Annotated in this window: 14 protein-coding genes and 1 riboswitch; of the genes, 8 read left to right on the forward strand and 6 right to left on the reverse strand. The window is 71.6% G+C overall.

From position 1 onward, the window contains the following. The first annotated feature begins 166 nt into the window (after positions 1-166). The 5 genes from gcvH (at position 167) to gcvP (ending at position 5,930) form a co-directional block, all read left to right on the forward strand. Positions 167-556 (forward strand): glycine cleavage system protein GcvH, encoded by a 390-nt coding sequence (gene gcvH / locus ACFQE5_RS20025; RefSeq protein WP_379587201.1) that lies wholly within the window; start codon positions 167-169, stop codon positions 554-556. 82 nt (positions 557-638) lie between these two features. Then, entirely contained in the window at positions 639-1,094 is a 456-nt protein-coding gene (garA, locus tag ACFQE5_RS20030) for a glycogen accumulation regulator GarA (protein WP_379587203.1), read from the forward strand. Positions 1,095-1,253: 159 nt separating this feature from the next. Beyond that, on the forward strand, positions 1,254-1,730 hold the full coding sequence (locus ACFQE5_RS20035; RefSeq protein WP_379587205.1) for a bifunctional nuclease family protein: 477 nt from the start codon (positions 1,254-1,256) through the stop codon (positions 1,728-1,730). Positions 1,731-2,080: 350 nt separating this feature from the next. Continuing rightward, on the forward strand, positions 2,081-2,659 hold the full coding sequence (locus tag ACFQE5_RS20040) for a MerR family transcriptional regulator (RefSeq protein ID WP_379587207.1): 579 nt from the start codon (positions 2,081-2,083) through the stop codon (positions 2,657-2,659). A gap of 155 nt (positions 2,660-2,814) precedes the next feature. After that, positions 2,815-2,905, forward strand: a riboswitch (glycine riboswitch). A gap of 166 nt (positions 2,906-3,071) precedes the next feature. After that, entirely contained in the window at positions 3,072-5,930 is a 2,859-nt protein-coding gene (gene gcvP / locus ACFQE5_RS20045; RefSeq protein WP_379587209.1) for an aminomethyl-transferring glycine dehydrogenase, read from the forward strand. A gap of 32 nt (positions 5,931-5,962) precedes the next feature. Here the strand turns inward: gcvP and ACFQE5_RS20050 are convergent, their stop codons facing one another. The 3 genes from ACFQE5_RS20050 to ACFQE5_RS20060 form a co-directional block, all read right to left on the reverse strand. Further along, positions 5,963-6,907, reverse strand: coding sequence for a 3-methyladenine DNA glycosylase (locus tag ACFQE5_RS20050; protein ID WP_379587210.1), 945 nt, complete (start codon positions 6,905-6,907; stop codon positions 5,963-5,965). A gap of 114 nt (positions 6,908-7,021) precedes the next feature. Then, a complete protein-coding gene (locus ACFQE5_RS20055) occupies positions 7,022-8,068 on the reverse strand; it encodes a hemolysin family protein (RefSeq protein WP_379587212.1) in 1,047 nt (348 codons plus the stop codon). Continuing rightward, complete coding sequence (locus ACFQE5_RS20060; RefSeq protein ID WP_379587214.1) at positions 8,061-9,410, reverse strand: hemolysin family protein; 1,350 nt, start codon at positions 9,408-9,410, stop codon at positions 8,061-8,063. Before ACFQE5_RS20060 ends, ACFQE5_RS20055 begins: the two co-directional genes overlap by 8 nt. A 386-nt stretch (positions 9,411-9,796) precedes the next feature. Here ACFQE5_RS20060 and coaA point away from each other — a divergent pair, with 386 nt between their 5' ends. Both coaA and ACFQE5_RS20070 read left to right on the forward strand, forming a co-directional pair. Continuing rightward, positions 9,797-10,774 (forward strand): type I pantothenate kinase, encoded by a 978-nt coding sequence (gene coaA, locus ACFQE5_RS20065; protein WP_379587215.1) that lies wholly within the window; start codon positions 9,797-9,799, stop codon positions 10,772-10,774. Positions 10,775-10,842: 68 nt separating this feature from the next. Further along, positions 10,843-11,337, forward strand: a complete 495-nt coding sequence (locus ACFQE5_RS20070) for a MarR family winged helix-turn-helix transcriptional regulator (protein ID WP_379587217.1) — start codon at positions 10,843-10,845, stop codon at positions 11,335-11,337. Between the two features lie 58 nt (positions 11,338-11,395). On the opposite strand, the gene ACFQE5_RS20075 is transcribed toward ACFQE5_RS20070, so the two are convergent. The 3 genes from ACFQE5_RS20075 to ACFQE5_RS20085 are packed head-to-tail and all read right to left on the reverse strand — an operon-like array spanning position 11,396 to position 15,851. Beyond that, positions 11,396-14,002 (reverse strand): multicopper oxidase domain-containing protein, encoded by a 2,607-nt coding sequence (locus tag ACFQE5_RS20075; protein ID WP_379587219.1) that lies wholly within the window; start codon positions 14,000-14,002, stop codon positions 11,396-11,398. Further along, a complete protein-coding gene (locus ACFQE5_RS20080; RefSeq protein WP_379587221.1) occupies positions 13,999-15,114 on the reverse strand; it encodes a hypothetical protein in 1,116 nt (371 codons plus the stop codon). Before ACFQE5_RS20080 ends, ACFQE5_RS20075 begins: the two co-directional genes overlap by 4 nt. After that, complete coding sequence (locus tag ACFQE5_RS20085) at positions 15,111-15,851, reverse strand: helix-turn-helix transcriptional regulator (RefSeq protein ID WP_379587223.1); 741 nt, start codon at positions 15,849-15,851, stop codon at positions 15,111-15,113. Before ACFQE5_RS20085 ends, ACFQE5_RS20080 begins: the two co-directional genes overlap by 4 nt. A gap of 103 nt (positions 15,852-15,954) precedes the next feature. On the opposite strand from ACFQE5_RS20085, the gene ACFQE5_RS20090 reads away from it, so the two are divergent. Continuing rightward, entirely contained in the window at positions 15,955-16,734 is a 780-nt protein-coding gene (locus ACFQE5_RS20090) for a DUF2249 domain-containing protein (protein WP_379587225.1), read from the forward strand. Positions 16,735-16,854: the final 120 nt, after the last annotated feature.

The following is a 16,854-nucleotide window of genomic DNA, read 5'->3' on the forward strand; positions in this document are numbered from 1 at the left end:
AGGCGAGGACCTGGAACCTCAAGGACCGATCGAGACCGAGGCCGCCCGCCGCCTAGCAGACGAGCATCAGGACTGATCTCCCGGGTTCCCCAACACTCTCTGAGGCGGCGGCCCGGGCCCTCGACCCCGAGGCAGCCACCAGACGGTGAGGGCTAGGCTGCCCCGCGTGATCCCCGAGGACCTCCGCTACACCGATGCCCACGAGTGGGTCCGAGAGCTGGGCGACCGAGTCGTCCGCGTCGGCATCACCGACTACGCGCAGCAGCAGCTCGGCGATGTCGTGTTCGTCCAGCTACCCGCCGTCGGAGAGACCTTCGCCGCCGGTGACGTGCTCGGCGAGGTCGAGTCCACCAAGTCGGTTTCCGATATCTACGCTCCCCTTCCCGGCGAGGTCGTCGCCGTGAACGAGGCGTTGGAAGGCAGCCCGGAGCTGATCAACTCAGGGCCGTATGAGGCCGGCTGGATGATCGAGCTCAAGCTCGCCGAGGGCGCTTCCGCCTCGCTGGATGATCTGCTCGACGCGGCGGCCTATCAGCAGCTGACCGAAGGGTCATGATCCTGGCGCGCACGGTAGGTTTGTCTGGTGGCGCGGAGAGGACCGGGCCGTCCAACCACACACCCCAGGAGGAGACCCCGAGGTGACCACGAACGACGGGCCCGGCGTGCCGCCGGAGCGTGCTCCGGAAACCACGTCGGTCTTCCGGGCGGACTTCCTCGCCGACGCTGAGCGGGCGGCGCCGGAGCAGCAGGTCTCCGGCGTCGACGCGCTGCCCCCGGGCTCCGCGCTGCTGGTGGTCAAACGCGGTCCGAATGCCGGTTCCCGTTTCCTGCTCGACCGGTCGACGACCAGCGCGGGTCGCCACCCCGACAGCGACATCTTCCTGGACGATGTCACCGTCTCCCGGCGTCACGCGGAGTTCCGCCGCGACGGAGGGGAGTTCGTCGTCGTCGATGTGGGAAGTCTCAACGGCACCTATGTCAACCGGGAACCGGTCGACACCGCGGTTCTCGCGAACGGAGACGAGGTGCAGATCGGCAAGTTCCGGCTCGTCTTCCTGACCGGGCCACGCGGAACGGGTGCAGGTCACCGCTGAGCGCGACTGTGATTTGGCCGCGAACTGCCCGTCCGGAGGCGCGCGCGGCAGGGATCGCCCGTGTAGCGTCGGGGGCGTCAACGCCGGGCGGTACACCGGAGTCACGCGGTTCCGGCAATCGAACGGTGTGCGGACGCACGATGGGTGAGGAGGGCGCACATGAGTGAGATGCGCGTCGTGGGTGTCAGGGTCGAACTGCCCGCGAACCAGCCCATCCTCCTGTTGCGGGAGACGAACGGAGACCGGTACCTGCCGATCTGGATCGGATCGGTGGAGGCCACCGCCATCGCGCTGGAGCAGCAGGGTGTCAAGCCCGCCCGACCGCTGACCCACGATCTGTTGAAGGACGTGATCAGCGCGCTCGGGCGCCGCTTGGAGCAGGTTCGGATCACGGATCTGCAGGAGGGCACCTTCTACGCCGAGCTGATCTTCGACGGCGGGATCACGGTGTCCGCGCGACCGAGCGACTCGGTGGCGTTGGCCCTGCGGGTCGGGGTACCGATTCACGCGGCGGAGAGCGTGCTCTCCGAGGCGGGACTCGTGATCCCCGATGAGCAGGAGGACGAGGTCGAGAAGTTCCGGGAGTTCCTCGACTCGGTGTCCCCGGAGGACTTCCGCGGCGCCCAGCCCGGTTAGGGCGAGCCCGGTAGGGGTTGGGACCTGCGATAGTTGATCATTGTCGGACGGTGGGCCGCCAGGACCGACCGAGAAGGCCTGGGCGTGGATCGAGCCGCTGCTGCCACCGGCCGCGAATCGGGGACGGTGCCGACGTCCACGGGGACGTCCTCGGCAGGTTCCGAGGCGGGCTGACGGCGAGATCCACAGACCGACAGGGCACACCGGAGGGCGGGTTGTCACCCGCGGCGGGTGACCGGCGTCGGCGCGGCACATTGACCGGCCGCTCGTGCCCGCTTACCGTCAGCATCATCGAGCTGATCAGCGGGACGAGCGCGCCGCAGGCGCTTGGCCCGGCGGGAGGGAGTGCCGTGGATGCGTCGCCGCCCCACGGGCCTGAGCAGGGTGAGCTCTTCCCCGATCCGCTGCTCGGCGACGGGCTCGACGGTCTGCCCGATCAGCTGGTCGGTTTTCGCGGGCCGACGGCCTGCCAGATCGTGGGCATCACGTACCGTCAGCTCGACTACTGGGCGCGCACGGGGCTGGTCGCCCCGTCGATCAGGGGAGCTGCGGGATCCGGCAGCCAGCGGCTCTACTCCTTCAAGGACGTGCTGGTCCTGAAGGTCGTCAAACGACTGCTCGACGCCGGCGTCTCGCTGCAGAACATCCGGGTGGCGGTCGAGCACCTGCGCCGCCGCGGGATCCGGGACCTGGCCGGTATCACGCTGTTCAGCGACGGGACGACCGTCTACGAGTGCTCCTCACCGGAGGAGGTGGTCGACCTGTTACAGGGTGGCCAGGGCGTGTTCGGCATCGCCGTGTCCGGGGCGATGCGCGAGATCAGCGGGTCCATCAAGGACTTTCCGACCGAACGCGTCGACGGGGGCACGGTCGATGACGCCCCGGAGGACGAGCTCTCGCGCCGCCGCGCCCGCCGCGCCATCAGTTGATCCACGCTCCGTCGCTGAGTCCGGCTCGCGTGCCCGCGCCGTGACCACCGTTCCGATCCGGTACCGCACAGCGCGCCCGGATGATGCCGCCGGGCCGCCTCACGACCGATCGCCCGCCGCAGGCCAGTTACGGCTAAGCTCGCCCACGTAGTCGCCGAACCCGCGCGGGAGAGACCCGGACAACCGGGCGCCGAAGGAGCAACTCCTCCCCGGAACCTCTCAGGCAGGAAGGACCGCGTGGTGGAGACGCCTCTGGAAAGTGACGGTCGCCGCCCGCGGCGGTCGTCCGCCGACGGGGAAAGCCGGGCCAGGCACGCCGCGCGCCGGGTGAATCTCTCAGGCACTCCGATTGCGGGGTATCGACAGAGGGGGAGGGTAACCCCGAGTGCCTGCGTTCCCGGAGGTCGACCCGATGAACACCGAGCCCCGTTTGCATCCCCGTGAGTCGCTGGCCGCGCTCGAACGGGGCCTCCCGTTCGAGCATCGTCACATCGGGCCGCGCGCCGACGAGCTCGAGCGGATGCTCGCGGTCATCGGCGTGGCCTCGCTCGAGGAGCTGGCGGATCGGGCCGTACCCGCTTCGATCCGCGATCGCGAACCGGTCCCGTCGTCGCTTCCCGCGCCGGCGTCCGAGGACGAGATGCTTGCCGAGCTGCGCGTTCTGGCCCAGCGCAATACCGTCACCGTCCCGATGATCGGGCTCGGCTATTCCGGAACCCGGACGCCGCCGGTGATCCGCAGGCATGTGCTGGAGAACCCGGCGTGGTACACCGCCTACACGCCCTACCAGCCGGAGATCAGCCAGGGCAGGCTCGAGGTGCTGCTGGCGTTCCAGACCATGGTCTCCGATCTGACCGGGTTGCCGGTGGCCGGAGCGTCGCTGCTCGACGAGGCGACCGCCGCCGCCGAGGCGATGGCGCTGCTGCGGCGCGCCGGCAGGTCCGCCAGCCCCCGGTTCGTGGTCGACGCCGACACCGTGCCGCAGACCCTTGCGGTGCTCCGCACCCGCGCCGAGCCGCTCGGGATCGAGCTCGTCGTTCATGACCTGGGAGACGGGCTACCCGACGGTGAGTTCTTCGGCCTGCTGCTCAGCTATCCCGGCGCATCGGGCTCCGTCGCCGATCCCGGGCCCCTGGTCGAGGCCGCCCACCAGCGCGGGGCCCTGGTCGCCGTCGCGGCCGACCTGCTCGCGCTGACGTTGCTGCGCGCACCCGGCGAGCTCGGCGCCGACGTCGCGCTCGGCTCGACCCAGCGCTTCGGCGTGCCACTGGGTTACGGCGGCCCGCACGCCGGATACCTCGCGGTGCAGCAAGGACTGGCTCGTCAGCTGCCCGGTCGGCTGGTCGGGTTGTCCCGCGACATCGACGGCAGCCCGGCGCTGCGGCTGGCGTTGCAGACCCGCGAACAGCACATCCGCCGCGAGAAGGCCACCAGCAACATCTGTACCGCTCAGGTCCTGCTCGCGGTCGTCGCGGCCTGCTACGCGGTCTACCACGGGCCCGACGGGCTTCGCCGGATCGCGCGCCGGGTTCACCGGATGGCTGCGGTACTGGCTGCCGGGTTGCGCGGCGGCGGTGCCGAGATCGTGCACGATGCCTACTTCGACACCGTGCTGGCCCGGGTTCCCGGGCGGGCGGGCGAGATCGTCTCCGCGGCCCACGAGGCGGGGATCGCGCTGCGTCTGGTGTCCGATGACGTCGTCGGCGTCGCCTGCTCCGAGCTGACGACCGTCGCGCACCTGAAGGCGGTGTGGGCGGCGTTCGGGGCCGGTGTCGAGAACGTCGAGGCGCTCGACGAGGCAACCGGGGACGCGCTGCCCGGCACGTTGCTGCGGGAGTCGCCGTACCTGACCCATCCGGTGTTCCACGAGCACCGCAGCGAGACCGCGTTGATGCGCTGGCTGCGTCGGCTCGCCGACGCCGACTTCGCGTTGGACCGGACGATGATCCCGCTCGGTTCCTGCACGATGAAGCTGAACGCGACCGCCGAGATGGAGCCGATCAGCTGGCCGGAGTTCGCCGAGCTGCATCCGTTCGCTCCGGAGGCCGACGCGACCGGGACGCGGGAGCTCATCACCCAGCTCGAGCGCTGGCTGGCCGAGCTCACCGGCTACGCCGCGGTGTCCGTGCAGCCGAACGCGGGCAGCCAGGGGGAGTTCGCCGGGCTGCTGGCCATCGCGGCGTACCACCGCGCCCGAGGCGAGGCGCACCGCGATGTCTGCCTCATCCCGGCCAGTGCCCACGGCACCAACGCCGCGTCGGCCGTGATGGCCGGGCTGCGGGTGGTCGTGGTGGGGACCGACGCGGCGGGCAACGTCGATCTCGATGACCTGCACACGAAGATCGACGAGCATCGCTCCGTGCTGGCCGCCCTGATGATCACCTACCCGTCGACGCACGGGGTGTACGAATCCGCGGTCCGCGAGGTCTGCGACGCGGTGCACGCGGCCGGCGGCCAGGTCTATGTCGATGGCGCGAACCTCAATGCCCTGGTCGGGCTGGCGAGACCGGGAGCGTTCGGGGGTGATGTGAGCCACCTGAACCTGCACAAGACCTTCTGCATTCCCCATGGCGGAGGCGGCCCCGGGGTGGGCCCGGTCGCGGTCGCCGAGCATCTGGTGCCGTACCTGCCCGGCCGCGGGATCGTCGGCCCGGTGTCCGCGGCGCCGTACGGGAGCCCCGGAGTGCTGCCGATCTCCTGGGCGTACCTGCGGATGATGGGGGACGACGGGCTGCGCCGGGCCACGCTGTGCGCGGTGGCGGCCGCGAACTATGTGGCGGCGCGGCTGCGCGAGTACTACCCGGTGCTCTTCGTCGGGGAGAACGGGTTCGTCGCCCACGAGTGCATCCTGGACCTGCGCGGTATCACCAAGGCCACCGGTGTCACGGTCGATGACGTGGCCAAGCGGCTGACCGACTACGGCCTGCACGCACCGACCATGTCGTTCCCGGTCCCCGGAACGCTGATGGTGGAACCGACCGAGAGTGAGGATCTCGCCGAGCTCGACCGCTTCATCGACGCCATGATCGGTATCAAGGGCGAGATCGACCGGGTCGCGGCGGGGGAGTGGCCGGTGGAGGACAACCCGTTGCGCGGGGCTCCACACACGGTGGCGTGTCTGGTGGACAAGTGGGACCACCCGTACCCGAGGGAGCTTGCTGCCTATCCCGCGGGCGTTACCTCAGGGGTGCACGGTCGGAAGATCTGGCCGCCGGTCCGGCGGATCGACGGGGCCTACGGCGACCGCAACCTGCAACTGCGTTGCCTGTGAGTGCGGAACGGTGTCTGAACACCGTTCCGCACTCACGAGTCCCGCCGATCTGCGCGGAAGCGCTCGCCGGACCGCTGCGGTGAAACGGCGTCGCTGACCTGGCGGCACAGCGCGAGCAGCCGCGCCCGCAGGGGTGCGGCGCGTTCGGCGAACCCCGCTTGGGCGCGGGCGTACTCGGCCCGTCCGGCGGGAGTCTCGATCCGGACCGGTGCGAAGCCGAGGTCGGCCAGGTCGTACGGGCTGGCGCGCATATCGAGTTCGCGCACCGCGACGGCCAGCTCGAAACAGTCCGCGAGGAGCTCCGACGGGCACGCCGGGCCCAGCTTGTACGCCCATTTGTAGAGATCCATGGTGGCGTGCAGGCAGCCCGGTTGCTCGAGGTGGATCTGGTCCTCGCGCCGTGGCGAGACGGCGTTGCGCGGACGGGCAGCTGGGGTGAAGAAGCGGAACGCGTCGAAGTGGGTGCACCGCACGGAGAGCGACTCGACGACGGCGTCGGTGCCCTCCGCGCCGAGCCGCAGCGGCACCGCCGCGTGGCGGGGGGTTTCGGTGCGGTACACCATCGCCCACTCGTGTAGGCCGAAGCAGCCGAGCTGCGGCGCACGCTCGACCGTCGCGGCCAGCAGAGCGCCGACGAAGTCCGCGGTCGAGCGCAGCCGATCGGGCAGGGCCGCCAGATCGAGGGTTACCCCATCGGCGTGGCGCCGGTAGCCGGCCTGCCCGAGGAAGTCCGCCGCGCTCGGGCCGCGCAGCACGATGCCGGGGCCGGGATGCCATCGTTCCAGCTGGGCGGGGCGTAGCGAGTAGTAGGTGAACAGGAAGTCCAGGACCGGATGCGCCTCGCCGCGACGGCGCCGCTCCCGGTGCGGAACGGTCCACCGTGCCACCCGGCAGCGGTGCGCCGCTGCCCGCGAGCGCCACTCCGGTTCGTCGAGATGGCGGAGCGACCGTCGTGCCAGTCCGGGTCCCGCTACCACCCGCTGACGGTACCGCGCCTTCGGTCGCAGGTCGGATACGCCCAGGTGAGTGGGGGTTGTGAGTGCGTAACAGTGTGAGAACACTGTTACGCACTCACGGGGGCTGATGTCAGGTCACGGGCTGGGTGCGGCGTGGGTGCTGTCGCGGACCGTGCCCACATAGCGCTCCAGCATGTCCTCCATCGTGACGAGTCCGACCGTCTCGCCGCGGCCGGTCACCGCCCGCGCCAGATGGGCGCGGGAGCTGCGCAAGGCGGCCAGCGCCTCATCGAGCCGGGCGTCGGACGGGACCTCGGGGAGCCCGCGCACCCGGGTCGGCGGCACGGCGGCCGAAGGGTCGTCGACGACGTCGAGAATGTCCTTGACGTGCAGGTATCCGATCAGTCGGCCGTTCTCGCGCAGCGGGAACCGCGAGAACCCGGTCTGGGCGACGGCATGGGCGACGTCCCCGACGGTCGGTCGCGGCGGCAAGGTGATCAGCTCGTCCAAGGGTACGAGCACGTCGGCGACGGTGGCCTCGGCGGACCGCAACGTGCGGGCCAGCCGGCTGGACTCCTCGTCGTCGAGCAGCCCCTCCCGGCGCGAGTCGGCGATCATCTCCGACAGCTCCCCGCTGGTGAAGGCCGTTTCGAGCTCGTCACGCGGTTCGATGCGCGCCAGCCGCAACACGCTGTTGGCCATCCAGTTGAACAGCCCGATCACCGGAGACATCATCGTGGTGAACGCCAGGAACGTCGGTACCAGCAGGACCGCGACTCGCTCCGGCCCCGCAATCGCGATGTTCTTCGGCACCATCTCGCCGAGCAGCATGTGCGCCATGACGACCACCGCCAGCGACAGCGCGAACGCGATCGGGTGCAGCAGCGGCCCGGGCAGCCCGGCCAGTTCGAACGGCCGTTCGATGAGGTGGGCCACCGCTGGTTCGCCGATCCGGCCCAGCAGCAGCGACGCGATCGTGATGCCGAGCTGGGAAGCGGCGAGCATCCGGGACAGGTCGGCGCTGGCTCGCAGCGCGGTGCGCGCTGCGGAGTTCCCCGCGTCGGCCATCGCCTCCAACCTGTCGCGGCGCGCGGAGATCAGCGCGAACTCCGCCCCGACGAAGTAGGCGTTCGCCACCAGCAGCAGGACGGCGGCCAGCAGCGCGAGCAGGTCGCTACCCATGGGTGTGCTCCGTCCCCGGGTCGCCGACGACGGCGCCGACCGGGTCGAGCCGGGCCACCCGCAGCTCGGCGACTCGGTTGCGGTCGCGGCGCATCACGGTCAGCCGCCAGCCGTTGACGACGAGGTCGTCCCCGACATCGGGGATCCGGCCCAGCTGCGAGAGCACAAGTCCGGCGAGGGTCTCGTAGTCCCCCTCCGGGGCCATGAACCCGGTCGCCTCGGTGACCTCATCGGTTCGCAACAGCCCCGAGACGAGCCACGAGTCCCGACCCAGTGGGCGCACCCGGGCCTGCTCGGTCCGGTCGTGCTCGTCACGGACATCACCGACGATCTCCTCGACCAGATCCTCCAGGGTCACGATGCCCGCGGTTCCTCCGTACTCGTCGACGACGATGGCCATCTGCAGGCCGGACCCGCGCAACCGGGTGAGCAGCGCGTCGCCATCGAGCGACTCGGGGACCGTCGGCGCCTCCTGGACGAGCTCACGCACCGGGGTGGTCGCCCGTTCGGCCGCCGGTATCCCGAACGCCTGTTTCACGTGCACCAGGCCGAGTACGGCGTCGGGATCGGCGTTGTGCACCGGGAACCGGGAGATTCCGGTGGTGCGCGACAGCCGGATGAGCTCGGCGACGGTGTCGTCCGCGTCGAGCGAGACCATCCGGACCCGCGGGGTCATCAGGTCCTCGGCGATCCGCTCGGTGAACCGTAGCGACCGGTCGAGCAGGGTCGCGGTGCCCTGGTCGAGCGTGCCGTGGCGGGCGCTGGCGCGGACCAGCGAGCTGAGCTCCTGCGGCGAGCGCGCGGACCGCAGCTCCTCGGCGGGCTCGATGCCGAGCTTGCGGACGATGCTGTTGGCCGCGGAGTTGAGGGCGTGGATCACCCACCGGAACGTGCTGGCGAACCCGTGCTGCAGCCAGACCACGGCCCGCGCCGTCTGCAGCGGCCGGGCGATCGCGAGGTTCTTGGGGACCAGCTCCCCGAAGACCATCGACAACGTGGTCGCCACGACGAGGGCGAGGACGGTCGCGGTGCCGGCCGCTCCGGGCAGCCCGAGGGCGTCCAGCCCCGGCCGGATGAGCTCGGCGATCGCGGGTTCGGCGACATAACCGGTGGCCAGCGTGGTCACGGTGATACCGAGCTGGCTGCCGGAGAGCTGGAACGACAGCGATCGGTGAGCCCGCTGCACGATCCGGGACCGGCGGTCACCGACCTCGGCGACATGGGCGTCCACCTGGCTGCGTTCCAGAGCGGTGAGGGAGAACTCCGAGGCGACCGAGACGGCGGTGCCCAGGGTGAGAGCGACAACCGCGACCAGGCCGAGCAGCGAGAGCAACACGCTCACCGGCCACCGCCACGAGTGGGGGGCCCTGCGGTCGTCGGACGCGGAACGGGACGCCGGGTCCGGGGACCCGGCTGGATACTGCAGCCCGGTTCCGCGGGCTGGGCGGTAGGCACTGATGCTCCTCGAACGGATGCTGCGGTCACGGCCGCCGGCGGCAACCTCGGTGGGACCGCAGGCCACCCGACGGCCATTTTAGGGTCCACCGTCCAATCGGGGCAGGACGTGGCACCGGTTCCGCACCCGGCCCCGCCCTCGCAGGTGCGATTCATGTCACGGCCGCTCGGTGGCCGTCCAGCGTTTAGGTTGGCAGCGAAGTCCGGTTTTCCGGAACCCGTTCTGGACGCCCGGCGCGGACGGCGCGGCAGCGGCGCAGTGAGGATGGCGCGATGAGGACGATGCAGATGACCCGGCCCGCCGCGGTGCGCAGCTGCTCGGCCTCGCCGTTCGTCGACTTCGACCGTGCCTCCTGGGCTCGGTTGGGGGCCGCGAGCCCGCTGCCGCTCAGCGCCGCGGAGCTCGAGCGGGTCCGCAGCCTCGGCGACGCCGTCGACCTGGACGAGGTGCGCGAGGTCTATCTGCCGTTGTCGCGGCTGCTCACCCTGCACGTGCAGGAGGGTGGGCGCCTCTATCGGGCATATCGGACGTTCCTGGGAGCTCACAGCGCACGGACACCGTTCGTGATCGGCATCGCGGGTTCGGTGTCGGTCGGCAAGTCCACCACCGCCCGGCTCCTGCGGCTGTTGCTCGCGCGCTGGCCGCAGCATCCCCGGGTCGAACTCGTGACGACCGACGGCTTCCTCTACCCGAACGCCGAGCTGGAGCGGCGCGGGCTGATGAAACGCAAGGGTTTCCCCGAGTCATACGACCGTCGTGCGTTGCTGAAGTTCATCACCGAGGTCAAGGCGGGCCGCCCGGAGATCACCGTGCCGGTGTACTCGCATCTGGTCTACGACATCGTGCCCGGTGGGCGGTACATCGTGCGGCGACCCGACATCCTCCTGCTGGAGGGGCTCAATGTGCTGCAGCCCGCGCAGCCGGACCGCGCGGGTGGGGCCGCGTTGACCGTCAGCGACTTCATCGACTTCTCGGTGTACGTCGACGCCGCCACCGACGATATCCGCCGGTGGTATGTGGAGCGGTTCCTGCGGCTGCGCGAGACCGCATTCCGCGACCCGGCGTCCTACTTCCGTCGCTATGCGGCACTGAACGAGCAGGAGGCGATCGCGCACGCCGAGGGGATCTGGGCGCAGATCAACGGCCCGAACCTGGAGCAGAACATCCGGCCGACCCGGAGCCGCGCCAGCCTGCTGCTGCGCAAGGGCGGCGACCACAGCGTCACCGGCATCCGGCTGCGCAAGGTGTGAAGGCCTGACCTCGGCCGATGCGCGGGGGTCGCCCTATCGGGGCGGATGCCGGCTGGCAACATGGATCCATGAGCGCCGCACCGCCCGCGCCCGCGGGTCCCGTCCGGGGCCCGGGCGCACCCGAGATGGACGAGGCCCAGGTCGAGCTCGCCGCCCGGCTGCGGCTGGCCGTCGGACGACTGCACCGGCGCATCCGCATCGACGGCCGGGAGTCCATCCCACCGCTTCAGCTCTCCACGCTCGTCACCGTTGAGCAGCACGGGCCCCTGCGGCTGTCGGAGCTGGCCCGTCGCGAGGCCGTCAGTGCCCCGACCATGAGCCGGGTGCTGGCGGCCCTGGACGAGCAGGGGTTCGTGGTGCGCGAAGTCGACCCCCAGGACGCCCGTGGCGTTCGGATCACGTTGTCGGACAGTGGTGCCGCGGCACTCGCAACGGTCCGAAGCCACCGCACCGCACTCGTCGCCCGTCGGTTGAGCAGGCTCAGCGAGGACCAGCGCGCGACGCTGCGGGAGGCGCTGCCCGCCCTGGAGGCATTGCTCATCGACGAGCAGGACACCTTCTGACCTGGTTGCCGAGCATCGCCGGTGCCGGGGCCGAGCCACGTCGTGGCTCCGTGGCGCGCTAGCCGGTGACGTCGATGATCCCGTGCGCGCCGCGTTCGGCGTCGATCATGGCGTGCGTGACGAACGGGTAGCGTCCCGCCTCGGGAAAAACGAGCTCCACGAACCCGCCCTGAGCGGGGGCGAGGCCCAAGGTCTGGCTGCCGCCCGCGCCCCCATCGGGTCGCAGCCGGTAGGCGCCCTCGGCGTACACCGTGTCGAACTGGCCGCCCACGACGTGGAACGCAGCAGGCCGGTTGGGTCCGGCGGCCAGGACCCAGATTCGCACCCGTTCGCCCACCCGGGCGGTGAGCGGCCGGTGGTCGTACTGGTTGGCGTAGCCGTTGAACACGACCGCGTCGGGGCGCTCGGCCCGCAGCGCGTCGACGTCGACGGTGCCGTGCTGCGGGCCGAGGTACAGCTCGGACTGCACGAGCACATAACTGTGGTCGACCGGCGGCAGGTCCGGCGGGTCGATCACGACCGCGCCGAACATCCCGTTGGCGATGTGGGCCGACATCGGCATCGTCGAGCAGTGGTACATCCAGATCCCCGCCCGGTTCGCCGTGAACCGGTAGACCAGGGACTCACCGGGCTTGATCGTGCGCATCGGCCGGTCGGGGGCGAGGCTGCCGGCGTGGAAGTCGATCGAATGGCCGCTGCTGCCGTCGTTGGTCAGGGTGATTTCGAAGACGTCCCCGACCCTGCCGTGCAGGGTCGGTCCCGGTGCCGTCCCGCCGAACGTCCAGAGGCGCTGCGAGACGCCCGGCGCGACGTCGCGGTCCAGCTCCTGCACGGTGAACCTGTGCCGGTGGACGGTGCCCGCGGTCAGCGGCGGCAACGCGGGGTCGTGCGCGGTGAAGTCCGGGCCGGGGTCGGCCATGAAGTCCAGGTCGGCGGCCGCGCTGCCGGCACGTGTCGCGGCCGGCGGAGCGCCCGCCGGGTCGTGATGTGCGGTGGTGTCCGGTCCAGCGCCCGCTCCGGCGACCACGATGTCGAGCACCATCCCCAGCTGGCGGTGTCCCACCACGGAACACCAGCCCGCGACGCTGCCGCTGATCACGCCGGCATCGACGGTTGCGGAGGCACCGGGGGCCAGCCGGCCCGAGCGCCGGCCGGTCTCGAGCACCAGGTCGTGCACCTCTCGGTCGTCGGTGTTGGTGAGTTCGAGGACGAGCCGGTTGCCCGCGGGCACCTCGATCCGCGACGGGGTGAACCGCATGTCGTGCGCCGTCACCTCGACCCGGGTCGTCTCGCCGCTGGCCGGGACCGCGGAGGCGGCCCGACCGGTGCCGCCGAGGGCGGCGGGATCGGCCGCGACTCCCGCCGCGACCGCCAGCACCACGGCGGTGAGCCCGGCGGCCACGCCGCCGCGCCCGCCGCGGGCCGCCGCGGGTCGGGCCTGGTCCGTACGGCGAGGTGGCGGTGGTGGGTTCGCCTTGACCCGGCGCGCTGCCCGCATCCCGCGGAACATCAGCGGCAGGAACGCGGCCAATCCGGCCAGGACAAGCACCGAGCACAGCACCCGCACCACGCTCGGCACCGGCAGCACGCAGACGAGCAGGCCACCGTTGATCATCGTGATCCGCAGCGCGCCCGCTCGCTCGAACTCGGCGTTGACCGCCCGCACCACCGCGGGTCCGCCGCCGAGCACCACGGGGATCAGGTAGGACAGCGCCCCGAGCAGAACCTGGGCCCCGAACCCGACCGCCAGCGGCACCGCCAGCCAGTCCAGCCGGGCACCGACGTCGGTCCACGACGGTGCCGACGCCACGGTCACCGTCAGCGCGAGCAGGGACCCGGCGAGCCAGACCACGGCCGCGAGCACCGACCAGGTCGGGTAGGCCGCGGGCGGTTTGGCCCGGGCGGCCGCGATGAACCCGGGAGCGACCAGCGCCAGCCCACCGAGGTAGCCCAGCAGGCCGGCCGCGGCGAGCAGGACGAGCCCCGACACCGCGCCCGCCGCCGTCACGACGAGGGCCCCGGCCAGCACCGGAAGCGCCCGGCGGGCGTCACGCTCGGCGCGCTCGGAGATGCGGGTCCGCAGCATCGTCGGCCACAGGGTGACCAGGGTTCCGACGACGGAAAGCCCGATCCAGCCGAGCACGTTGATCACCAGGTGTGCCAGCACGACGCGCTCGTGCAGCGGGCCGGTCAGCCGGTACGCCGCCGTCGTCCCGAGACCGGCGCCGATCGGCAGACACAGTGCGGCGACGACGTAGTAGCGCACCAGCGGGCGGAACCGGGACGGCAGCGCCCGGCGCAGCCGGTGGATCAACGCGGCCCCGTGCCACAGGATGGCGCCGGCGACCAGGCAGGCACCGGCCAGGGTCAGCCACCAGGCTCCGCTCACGATCCCAGCCACCACCACGGCCACCGCGACGTTGAGCAGCGCCAGCCGCCTCGACTGTCGGCGTCGCTGCGCCGGATCGGGCGGGGCGTGCAGCAGCGTCTCGGTGAAATGGTTGCTCCACACCACGATCGAGTGGGTCACCGCGCCGAGCAGCAGCAAGTGGATCATCAGCCACCCGGAGGCGGCGACGAACGGGTGCACCAGGGTCACGACGAGCAGCGCCACCAGCCAGAACACGGCCGGGATGTCACGCAGCGGCCAGAACCCGCCTCTCATCCTCCACCTTCCCGCCCCGCCGTACGCAGCGCGGACCAGATGGCGACCGCGACGAACAGCAGCAGCGCGGTGACGTTGAGCAGGCCACCGGCCTGCCAGGCCGGACGGATCCCGAAGGCATCTCCGGCCCATAACCGCACGACCAGCGACAGGTGCAGCAGGACGGCGGGCACGAGCATCACCGGGTGGTAGGGCAGCGGCCTGCGCAGCACCGCGGGAAGGATCACCGGGGCGTGCGCCATGATCATCGAGATCGTGAAGCCGAGAAACACGGCATGGACCACCGCGTCGTAACGCGCCCCGTCCGGCGCGGCCCCACCGACGAGCCAGATGGCGCCGGCCACCCCGAGCCAGCCATAGCCGGCCAGAAGGCATCCGGCGATGAACCTGGGCAGCCCGGTGGAGGTGATCGTGCGGCGTGCGACGTCGTGCGCCCCGAGCCAGGCCACCACGGCCAGCAGCGCACAGCCCAGCAGGGGATAGCCGACCGGGGGCCACAGCAGCGTCGCGACGATTCCGCCCACCAGGACCACGCTCACCGCGAGGAAACCCGCGGCGGCCCGCGGCCCCATCGCCAGCCGGGCGAGTTCGAGTCGCTCACCGCCGATGGTGAGGACCACGAACCCCACCAGCCAGGGCAGCAGCACCGCCACCTCGACGTCGGCGAGCCAGAGCAGTGCCGCTCCGGCCGCCAGGACCGCGCCGAACGCCTGCACCAGGACCGCGTCGTCGCGCTGCCTGCGCCACAGCGGAACGTAGGTCCCGATCAGGGCGAGGGAGCCGACGCACAGGGCCACGCGGCCCGCGATGATCGGGGCCGGGGACAGCAGCAGCACCCCGCCGATCCCGAGCGCCAGCGCGGCGGTGAAACCCGCGGGGTGCGCGCCTGCCACAGCGCGTTCCAGCGCGACCAGCGTGCCGACGAACCCGAGCACCAGGAGCATCCCGTGCACGGCCGGCAGGCGGTCGGTGGTGACCGGGGCGGGAAGGCCGAGCAGCAGCACAGCGGCATCGAGTCCGGCGAGCAACGCCAGGCCCGCGGGCAGCAGGAAGCCCGCTCGCCGCCACGGCAGGGCGGTTCCCGGCCGAGGCGAAGGACGGTCGTCGATCACGGACGGTTCTCGCTGCCCTCGGCCCTGGGGGCCATCAGGTCGAGCCGGCAGGCTCCCGGTTCGTGGAACGCGAGCAGCTCGACACGGTCGGTATCACCGCCGTACACGTCGAGCGCCCCGCGGATGATGCCCAGATGGACCCCGCAGACGATCTCGGGGTGCCGATGCGCCGCCTCGAGCAGCGGACAGCGGGTGAGCTTGACGATCGCGTCGCGGGCATCGGGTCGCGGCGCGAACCCGAGCTGGTCGAGCAGGCGCACGACCTGTCGGCGGGCCCCGGCGTGGCCGGGGCGGGCGGGGTCGAGGGGGGTGTCCGTCGCCAGCTGCCGGCCCCAGGTGCGTCCCGCCGCGACGGCCGCGACGACTCCGTCGCGAGGGGAGTCGCTGGTGCGTTCGATGGCTTCGGCCAGCGCCGAGGCCAGACCGGCGTACTCGGAGACGCCGGTGGGCAGCTCCTTGCCGGAGACTGCGCTGTAGAGCCACGCCGGGCGCCCCCGCCCGGAAGCGGCCGCGCGCTCGCGCCGGACCAGCCCGGCCTCGGTGAGCGCGCCGAGATGTTCGCGCAGCGTGTTGGCGTGCAGGCCGGTCACCGCGGCGAGCGCGGCGAGCGAGACCGGCTCCGGCTGGCCATCGAGTGCCCCGAGAACGGTCCTTCTGGCCGCCGACAGCGCCGGCGGCCGGTCCGTCGGGTGGGCCGGCCGCGGTCCGAGATCCGCGCTCATGGGGCCCGCGCTCATGGGTGGATTATTTTCCACGGAATTCAGTGTAGTAAAATCGCTCGCGACGCCGCCATCGTGGTAGGTGGGCCGCATCCGGTGTCGACTGGAAGGACAGCAGCTCATGAACAACGTCGTCATCGCATCGAACGAGGCCGACGCGGCCGCCGTCACCGCGGTGGAGCAGCACCACGCCGAACTGGCCGGTGCGCTCGACATCCGGGTCGAGGCCCTGCTCACCTCGCTGGCCGGGGGGGACGCGAGCGCGGCGGAGCAGGCACGCCGGGATCTCGCCGGGTGGTGCAACCGCGAGCTGGTCCCGCATGCGCTCGCCGAGGAGAAGGCGCTGTATCCCGCGGCCGGGAAGACGGTCCAGGGCAGGCTGCTCGTCGACGCGATGCTCGACGAGCACCGGGTCATCACCGGCCTGGTCGAGGACGTCTCCACCGCCTCTGACCTGCTTCGTGCCGGTGCCGCGGCGCACGCGCTGCGGGTGCTGTTCGGCGTTCACCTCACCAAGGAGAACGAGCAGATCCTTCCGCTCCTGGCCGCCGCGCACGACGTGTCCGTGACCGAACTGCTCGCCGGGATGCGCGAGCTGCTCGGTGCGCAGGCCGAGGTCCACCACGGCGGCCACGGCGGCCACGACTGCGGCTGCGGTGAGGTGGACGGCCCGGGCTACCCCGAGCTGGACGCCCGCGCCATCCCGCACGCCATCCGGCACGCCACGATCTTCGGTGCGCTGGACGGGGTGCGCCGCGGTGGCGGCCTGGTGCTGGTGGCGCCGCACGACCCGCTGCCGCTGCTGGCCCAGATCGAGAAGCGCACCCCTGGGACGTTCGCGGTCGAGTACCTCGAGCGCGGCCCCGAGGCATGGCGGCTGCAGTTCGTCCGGTCCGCATAGCCGATCCCACCGGCGCCGGTCGATCTCTCACGAGAGCGGCCTGCCGGGATGGAAGTATCGTCGAGTCCCACCACGGCGGGCACCGGCCCCGCCGTGGTGGCTACTCTCGATGCGGGACCG

The sequence above is a fragment of the Pseudonocardia hispaniensis genome (genome assembly GCF_042658695.1).
GTDB lineage: Bacteria > Actinomycetota > Actinomycetes > Mycobacteriales > Pseudonocardiaceae > Pseudonocardia > Pseudonocardia hispaniensis.

Excerpts from the sequence above, each read along its gene's own strand:
- ACFQE5_RS20035 (WP_379587205.1), top strand. The coding sequence starts at position 1,254 with ATGAGTGAGATGCGCGTCGTGGGTGTCAGGGTCGAACTGCCCGCGAAC.
- gcvP (WP_379587209.1), top strand. The coding sequence starts at position 3,072 with ATGAACACCGAGCCCCGTTTGCATCCCCGTGAGTCGCTGGCCGCGCTC.
- ACFQE5_RS20055 (WP_379587212.1), bottom strand. The coding sequence starts at position 8,068 with ATGGGTAGCGACCTGCTCGCGCTGCTGGCCGCCGTCCTGCTGCTGGTG.
- coaA (WP_379587215.1), top strand. The coding sequence starts at position 9,797 with ATGAGGACGATGCAGATGACCCGGCCCGCCGCGGTGCGCAGCTGCTCG.
- ACFQE5_RS20070 (WP_379587217.1), top strand. The coding sequence starts at position 10,843 with ATGAGCGCCGCACCGCCCGCGCCCGCGGGTCCCGTCCGGGGCCCGGGC.
- ACFQE5_RS20075 (WP_379587219.1), bottom strand. The coding sequence starts at position 14,002 with ATGAGAGGCGGGTTCTGGCCGCTGCGTGACATCCCGGCCGTGTTCTGG.
- ACFQE5_RS20085 (WP_379587223.1), bottom strand. The coding sequence starts at position 15,851 with ATGAGCGCGGGCCCCATGAGCGCGGATCTCGGACCGCGGCCGGCCCAC.
- ACFQE5_RS20090 (WP_379587225.1), top strand. The coding sequence starts at position 15,955 with ATGAACAACGTCGTCATCGCATCGAACGAGGCCGACGCGGCCGCCGTC.